Here is a 7300-nt window from a genome sequence, read left to right on the forward strand (position 1 = left end):
CGGGGACCTCCGGGCTGCCGCCTCCCCGCTCCTACACCTCGAGGACGGTGGGGATGATCATCGGACGGCGGCGGTGGGTGTCCGACACCCACTTGCCGATCGTCCGCCGGATCACCTGGGACAGCCGGTGCGGGTCGGCCTCGCCGTCGGCCAGGGTGCGCCGCAGGGCGTCCTCGACCAGCTCGAGGGCCGGGTCGAACACGGTGGGGTCGTCGGCGAAGCCGCGGGCGGACAGGTGCACCGGGCGCACGATCGTGCCGGTCGAGGGCTCGATGACGACGGTGAGCGCCACGAACCCCTCGTCGCCGAGGATGCGCCGCTCCTGCAGCGACTCCTCACCGACGTCCCCGACGTTGAGCCCGTCCACGTAGACGTCGCCGACCGGCACGCTGCCGACGATCGAGGCCTTGCCGTCGACGAGGTCGACGACCACGCCGTTCTCGGCGAGCAGCACCCGGTCGGCGGACATGCCGGTCTGCTCGGCCAGCGCCGCGTGGGCCCGCAGGTGCCGCCACTCCCCGTGCACCGGCATGAGGTGGCGCGGCTTGGCGACGTTGAGCAGGGTGCGCAGCTCACCGGCCGGCGCGTGCCCGGAGACGTGCACCATCGCCGTCTCCTTGTGGACGACGGTGGCACCGAGGCGGGCCAGCCCGTTGATCACCTTGTAGACGGCCGTCTCGTTGCCCGGCACGAGGGAGGAGGCCAGCACGATGGTGTCCCCGGCCTCGATCGTGACCTGGTGGTGCTGACCGCGGGCCATGCGCCCGAGGGCCGACAGCGGCTCCCCCTGCGAGCCGGTGCTGACCAGCACCACCTGCTCGGGCGGCATCGACGTCGCCTCGTCCAGCGACACCGTCAGCCCGGGCGCCACGCGCAGCACGCCGAGGTCGCGCGCCACACCCATGTTGCGAACCATCGACCGACCGACGAAGGCGACCTTGCGGCCGTGCAGCTCGGCAGCGTCGAGCACCTGCTGGATGCGGTGCACGTGGCTGGCGAAGCTGGAGACGATCAGCCGCTGGGTGGCCCGGCGGAAGACGTCCTCGAGGACGGGACCGATCGCCCGCTCCGAGATGACGAAGCCGGGCACCTCGGCGTTGGTGGAGTCGGCCAGCAGCAGGTCGATGCCCTCGAGCCCGAGCCGGGCGAACGCCCCGAGGTCGGTGAGGACGCCGTCGAGCGGCAGCTGGTCCATCTTGAAGTCGCCGGTGTGCACCAGGACCCCGGCCGGCGTGTGGACGGCGACGGCCAGCGCGTCGGGGATCGAGTGGTTGACCGCGATGAACTCGCAGTGGAACGGCCCGGCCAGGTGGTCCTCACCGGCGGCCACCTCCACCAGCACCGGGTCCAGCCGGTGCTCGCGCAGCTTGGCCCGGACCAGGGCGAGGGTGAAGCGGGAGCCGACCAGCGGGATGTCCTCGCGCATCCGGAGCAGGTAGGGGATGGCGCCGATGTGGTCCTCGTGGCCGTGGGTCAGGACCACCGCGGCGACGTCGTCCAGCCGGTGCTCGATGACCCCGAGGTCCGGGAGGATCAGGTCGACGCCGGGCTGCTCGGCCTCGGGGAACAGGACCCCGCAGTCGATGAGCAGCAGCTTGCCGTCGAACTCCAGCACGGCCATGTTCCGGCCGATCTCCCCGAGGCCCCCCAGGGCCATGACCCGCAGGCCGCCGGCGGGCAGCGGCGGCGGGACCCTCAGGTCGAGGTGCGGCTGGACGGCGCCGGCCGTCACAGCGCCACCCCGCCGGCGGTGAGGTCCGCCCGCAGGGTGGCGACCTGCTCCGGGGTGGCGTCGACCAGCGGCGGCCGGACGGGCCCGGCGGGCAGGCCCAGCTCGCGCAGGGCGGCCTTGACCAGGATGACGCCCTGCGTGCGGAAGATGCCGGTGTAGACCGGGAGCAGGCTCTCGTTGACCGCCCGCGCCTTCACCAGGTCGCCGGACTCGACCGCGGCGATGAGCTCGGCCAGCCGCGGCCCGACCAGGTGGCCCACCACGCTGACGACCCCGACCGCGCCGAGCGCCAGCAGCGGCAGGTTCAGCATGTCCTCGCCGCTGTAGTAGGCCAGGTCGGTGCGGGCGAGGGTCCAGGACACGGCGCCGAGATCACCCTTGGCGTCCTTCACCGCGACGATCCGCGGGTGCTCCGCCGCCCGCACCAGCGTCTCCACCTCGATGGGCACGACGGTGCGCGGCGGGATGTCGTAGAGCATCACCGGCAGGTCGGTGGAGTCGGCGACGGCGGTGAAGTGCCGCAGCAGCCCGGCCTGCGGGGGCTTGTTGTAGTACGGCGTCACGACCATGAGGCCGTGCGCGCCGAGCCGCTCGGCGTCGCGGGCCTTCTCGATCGAGTGGGCGGTGTCGTTGGTGCCGACGCCGGCGACGACGGTGGCGCGGTCCCCGACCGCGTCGAGCACCGCCTCGAGGACGGCACGCTGCTCGGCGTCACTGAGCGTCGGCGACTCCCCCGTCGTCCCGGCGACGACGAGGCCGTCGTGGCCACCCCGGTCGACCAGGTGCGCGGCCAGTTCCTGGGCTCCGGCGAGGTCGATGGAGCCGTCCTCGGCCAGGGGGGTGACCATCGCCGTCAGAACGCGCCCGAAGGGCCGGGCGGGGTCGCTGGTCATGGGGAGAATCTACCGAGCCGCGGGCAGCGGGTCCCCGGCCGAGGACCGCCGGTACCGCGAGACCGCGTAACGCAGTCCCGTGGACGACGTCGACCAGCCCTCCTCGGGGTCCCGGGACACCCGGCACCACTCGGCACCGAGCTCCGGCGCCCACGTGTCGCCGTCCACCCTGGTGTCGACGTCGGTGACGACCACCCGGTCGGCGAACGGCAGGAAGGCGGCGTAGACGTGCCCGCCGCCGATCACCCAGAGGTCGCCGTCCCGCTCGGCGAGCACCTGGGCGACGGACGCCGCCCGGTGCGCGCCCTCCGCCGCCCAGGACGCGTCGGAGGTCAGGACGACGTTGCGCCGCCCCGGGAGCGGGCGGAACCGCTCGGGCAGCGACTCCCACGTCCGCCGGCCCATGACGACGGTGCTGCCCGAGGTCAGGCTGCGGAAGAGCGCGAGGTCCTCGGGCAGGTGCCACGGCAGCGCGCCGCCGGCACCGATCACCCCGTCGTGCGCCTGTGCCCAGACCAGGCCGACGGACACGGCGACCGCCCGGTCAGACCGCGACCGCGGCGCGGATCGCCGGGTGGTGCCGGTAGTCCGCCAGCGTGAAGTGCTCGTAGGTGTAGTCGAACAGCGACGGCGCGGGCGCCAACTCCAGCCGGGGGAACGGCAGCACCTCACGGGACAGCTGCTCGGTCACCTGCTCGACGTGGTTGCTGTAGACGTGACAGTCCCCGCCCACCCAGATGAAGTCGCCCGGAGCCAGGCCCACCTGGTCGGCGACCATGCGCGTGAGGAGGGCGTAGCTGGCGATGTTGAACGGCACGCCCAGGAACAGGTCGGCGCTGCGCTGGTAGAGCTGGCAGGACAGCCGGCCCTCGGCGACGTAGAACTGGAACAGGGCGTGGCAGGGGGCCAGCGCCATGTCGGGCAGGGCCGCGACGTTCCACGCCGAGACCACCATCCGCCGCGAGTCCGGGTCGGTGCGCAGGGTCTCCAGGACGGCGCTGATCTGGTCGACGTGCTCGCCGTCGGGCGTGGGCCACGAGCGCCACTGGACGCCGTACACGGGGCCCAGTTCGCCCTCGGGTGAGGCCCACTCGTCCCAGATCGTCACCTTGTTGTCGCGCAGCCACTGCACGTTGCTGTCCCCACGCAGGAACCAGAGCAGCTCGACGGCGACGGACCGGAAGTGCACGCGCTTGGTGGTGACGAGCGGGAAGGTCTCGGACAGGTCGTAGCGCAGCCGCTCGCCGAAGAGGCTCACCGTGCCGGTGCCGGTGCGGTCCTGCTTGGGGGTGCCCTGCTCGAGCACCCGGCGCAGCAGGTCCTCGTACTGGGTGTCGATGCGGCCGTCGGTTGCGCTTCCCACGGGCTCGTAGCCTACGGCCGCGCGCCGCGGGTCACCGGCGGATCGCCCGGCAGCACCGGTCAGACTCGTCACGTGGACTGGTGGGAGGGGCTGGTCGCCGCCGTGGGTGGGCTCCTCCTGCTGTGGGTGGTCCTGCTGCTGGTCCTCTGGCGGGCCCGCCCCCCGGACCTCACCGTCCGGGAGGCGCTGCGCCTGCTCCCCGACCTCGTCCGCCTGGTCCGCCGGCTGGCGGCTGACCGGTCCCTCCCGCGCGGGGTCCGGTGGCGGCTGTGGGCACTGCTGGCCTACCTGCTCTCCCCCGTCGACCTGGTACCGGACGTCGTGCCTGTCCTCGGCTACGCCGACGACGTCGTGGTGGTGGCGCTGGCGCTGCGATGGGTGGTGCGCGGCGCGGGCGCCGCCGCGCTGGACCGGGCGTGGCCCGGCAGCCCGGTCGGCCTGACGGTCGTGCGCCGGCTGGCCGGCCTGCCCGAGGCCTGACCCGAGGTCAGCGGACGCCGAGCGCCGCGGCGAGATCGGCGGCGAGGTCCCCGCGTTCGGCGACCGCCACCGCCTCGAGCTCCAGCCAGCCGCCCATGAGGCCCAGCTCCGCGGCCAGCTCGGCGGCGACCTCGGCGCGGTCGACGCCCTGCTCGGCGAACGCGGACCGGACCCGCAGGACGCCGGCCTGCCGGTCGGCCTTGAGGTCCACCCGGGCCACCAGCCGGTCACCGAGCAGGAAGGGCAGCACGTAGTACCCGTGCACCCGCTGGGCGGCCGGCGTGTAGATCTCCAGCCGGTACCGGAACCCGAAGATGCGCTCCACCCGCGGGCGTTCCCACACGAGGGAGTCGAACGGGCTCAGCAGCGCCCGCCCCTGGGCCCGGCGGGGACGCCGTGCCTCCGGGTGCAGCCAGGCCGGCGCCCCCCACCCGGCCACCTCCACCGGCAGGAGTTCACCGGCGTCGGTGAGCTCGGCGATGGCGGCGCGGGCCGGGGCCGGCCGGAGGCGGAAGTAGTCGCGCAGGTCGCGCTCGGTGGCCACGCCCAGCGCACGGGCGGCCGTCCGCACCAGCTCGCGCACCGCCTCCGCCGGTTCCGGGGTGGGTGCGCGCAGCACCGCGGGGGGCAGCACCCGTTCGGAGAGGTCGTAGACCCGCTCGAAGCCCGCCGTCCGCCCGCGGGTGGTGAGGACACCGGTGTAGAAGAGCCACTCCAGCGCCACCTTGCCGGCATGCCAGTTCCACATGCTGCCGGGCCGGTCGGGCCTCGGACCGGCGAGGTCGCCGGCCTTGAGGGGCCCGCCCTCGCGGACCTGGTCGAGGACCTCGGCGACGAAGCCGGGCCGCTCCCGCTGGATGCGGACCATCGAGCCCCACGCGTGCTCCTCGGCGGCGGCCATCCGCCACCGCAGGTGCGGGTGCAGCCGGAGCGGCAGGAAGGACGCCTCGTGCGCCCAGTACTCGAACAGCGCGCCGCGGCGGCCGGCCAGCTCGTCGAAGGCGGCCCGGCGGTAGGGACCCAGCCGGCTGAACGCCGGCAGGTAGTGCGACCGGGAGAGGACGTTGACCGAGTCGATCTGGACGACGGCCAGCCGGTCGGCCATGCGGCGCAGGTGCCCGCCGTTGACTGCGCCGCCCGGCCGGGGGTCGACGAGCCCCTGAGCGGCCAGGGCGATGCGCCGCGCCAGGGCGGCGGGCAACCGGTCGACGACGGGAGCAGCCACGGCCCCGATCCTGCCGGTCGGGTCCGACGGGAACGGCGCGGGTCCTAGGCTCACCCCGTGCAGCCGACCTCGCCGTTCCCCCGGTTCACGGGCGACGCCGAGGTCTCGGTGCGCCGCGCCCGGGCCGAGGACGCCGCCGACATCGCCCGCGTCCAGGTGGTCACCTGGCGGGCCGCCTACCGCTCCGTACTGCCGGCAGGCGTGCTCGACGACTGGGACGAGGGGACGGCGGCGCGCAGCTGGCTCGCCGCGGTGACCTCGCCGCCCACGCCGGCCCACGGGGTCCTGGTGGCCGTGGAGCGGGACGCCGTCGTCGGTTTCGCGGCCTACGGCCCCCCGGAGCCGGGCGCGGGTGAGGAGCCGGACCCCGCCCGCCCGACCACCGAGCTGTTCACGCTGCTGGTCGAGCCACGCTGGGGACGGCGCGGCCACGGGAGCCGGCTGCTGGCCGCGGTGGCCGACTCCGCCCGCGACTCGGGCGCGGCCCGGCTCCAGGCCTGGCTGCCGGAACACGACCGGGTGTCGGCGGGCTTCTTCGAGTCGGCCGGCTGGGCGCCGGACGGCTGGGTGCGCACCCTCGACACCGGGCAGGACCCGCTGCGCGAGGTGCGCTGGCACGCACTCCTGGAGGAGGACGGGTGAGCTTCGCCGGGTTCCCCGACGAGGGACTGGTCTTCTACGAGGGCCTGGAGGCCGACAACAGCAAGACCTACTGGACCCGCCACAGGGGCACCTACGACGCCTGCGTGCGGGCTCCGCTGCAGGCACTGGTGAACGAGCTCGCCCCCGAATTCGGGACGGCGAAACTGTTCCGCCCGTACCGCGACGTCCGGTTCAGCCACGACAAGACGCCGTACAAGACCCACCAGGGCGCGGTCGTGAACCCCGAGGGACGCGGGGCCGGCGCCTGGTACGTCGAGCTGTCGGCCGACGGTCTGATGGTGGCCGGCGGGTGCTGGCGGCTGGAGTCCGACCAGGTGGCGCGCTACCGCCGCGCCGTGGCCGACGACGTGCAGGGTGGCCGGCTGCGCACCGAGGTCGACCGGCTCGCCGCCGGCGGCTGGGACATCGGGGGTGACCGCCTCGTCCGGGTCCCCAGCGGCTTCCCCGCCGACGGCGACCGGAGCGACCTGCTCCGGCACAGGTCCCTGCACGCCAGCCGCCGCTGGGAGCCGGCGGAGTGGCTGCACGACGGACGAGCCCTCGACGAGGTCCGGACGGCGTGGCGTGACCTCATCGCCCTCAACGCCTGGTTCGCCGACAACGTCGGCGCCACCACCAAGGAACCCCGCACCCGTCGCTGAGGCGGACGCCGTCCTCGAGGGTGGTGCACCCGCTCGCTCTGGAGCTCCGCGCGGAGCGACGGGTGTGGCGGTCGGCGGCGCCCGGCCGGGGCGGCGCCGGCCCCGCGGCTCCAGAAGTGCCGGCCGGCGGATGCGAGGGCCGGCCGGTCCGGTGCTCTCGCCGGCACAGGGGGTTGCCCGGGAATGCCGAAAGGGCTTCCAGCGGGTGCTGGAAGCCCTTTCGGGGAATGGTTGTCCGGCGGCGTCCTACTCTCCCACCCCGTCTCCAGGGCAGTACCATCGGCGCTGAGAGGCTTAGCTTCC

At 74.4% G+C, this 7300-nt stretch carries 8 protein-coding genes; 3 read left to right on the forward strand and 5 right to left on the reverse strand.

The genetic code is table 11. The annotated features are described in order from the left end of the window. Window positions 1-31 precede the first annotated feature (31 nt). The 4 genes from ACI78V_RS04740 to ACI78V_RS04755 are packed head-to-tail and all read right to left on the reverse strand — an operon-like array spanning window position 32 to window position 3988. Window positions 32-1732, reverse strand: a complete 1701-nt coding sequence (locus tag ACI78V_RS04740) for a ribonuclease J (protein WP_456849416.1) — start codon at window positions 1730-1732, stop codon at window positions 32-34. After that, entirely contained in the window at window positions 1729-2625 is an 897-nt protein-coding gene (gene dapA, locus ACI78V_RS04745) for a 4-hydroxy-tetrahydrodipicolinate synthase (RefSeq protein WP_456849418.1), read from the reverse strand. The genes ACI78V_RS04740 and dapA overlap by 4 nt, the downstream gene beginning before the upstream one ends. A gap of 9 nt (window positions 2626-2634) precedes the next feature. Beyond that, window positions 2635-3156 carry a dihydrofolate reductase gene (locus ACI78V_RS04750; RefSeq protein WP_456849419.1) on the reverse strand — a complete coding sequence of 174 codons (522 nt, stop codon included), beginning with the start codon at window positions 3154-3156 and terminating at the stop codon, window positions 2635-2637. A gap of 13 nt (window positions 3157-3169) precedes the next feature. After that, window positions 3170-3988: a thymidylate synthase gene (locus tag ACI78V_RS04755; RefSeq protein WP_456849421.1), complete on the reverse strand. Its 819-nt coding sequence runs from the start codon at window positions 3986-3988 to the stop codon at window positions 3170-3172. Window positions 3989-4060: 72 nt separating this feature from the next. Between ACI78V_RS04755 and ACI78V_RS04760 the strand changes: the two genes are divergently transcribed. Beyond that, window positions 4061-4468 (forward strand): DUF1232 domain-containing protein, encoded by a 408-nt coding sequence (locus ACI78V_RS04760; RefSeq protein ID WP_456849423.1) that lies wholly within the window; start codon window positions 4061-4063, stop codon window positions 4466-4468. Window positions 4469-4475: 7 nt separating this feature from the next. On the opposite strand, the gene ACI78V_RS04765 is transcribed toward ACI78V_RS04760, so the two are convergent. Continuing rightward, window positions 4476-5693: a winged helix-turn-helix domain-containing protein gene (locus ACI78V_RS04765; RefSeq protein ID WP_456849425.1), complete on the reverse strand. Its 1218-nt coding sequence runs from the start codon at window positions 5691-5693 to the stop codon at window positions 4476-4478. Window positions 5694-5750: 57 nt separating this feature from the next. Between ACI78V_RS04765 and ACI78V_RS04770 the strand changes: the two genes are divergently transcribed. Then, a complete protein-coding gene (locus ACI78V_RS04770) occupies window positions 5751-6335 on the forward strand; it encodes an N-acetyltransferase family protein (RefSeq protein ID WP_456849427.1) in 585 nt (194 codons plus the stop codon). Further along, window positions 6332-6997 (forward strand): DUF2461 domain-containing protein, encoded by a 666-nt coding sequence (locus tag ACI78V_RS04775; RefSeq protein ID WP_456849428.1) that lies wholly within the window; start codon window positions 6332-6334, stop codon window positions 6995-6997. The genes ACI78V_RS04770 and ACI78V_RS04775 overlap by 4 nt, the downstream gene beginning before the upstream one ends. Window positions 6998-7300 lie beyond the last annotated feature (303 nt).

The organism is Geodermatophilus sp. SYSU D00742 (assembly GCF_054049935.1).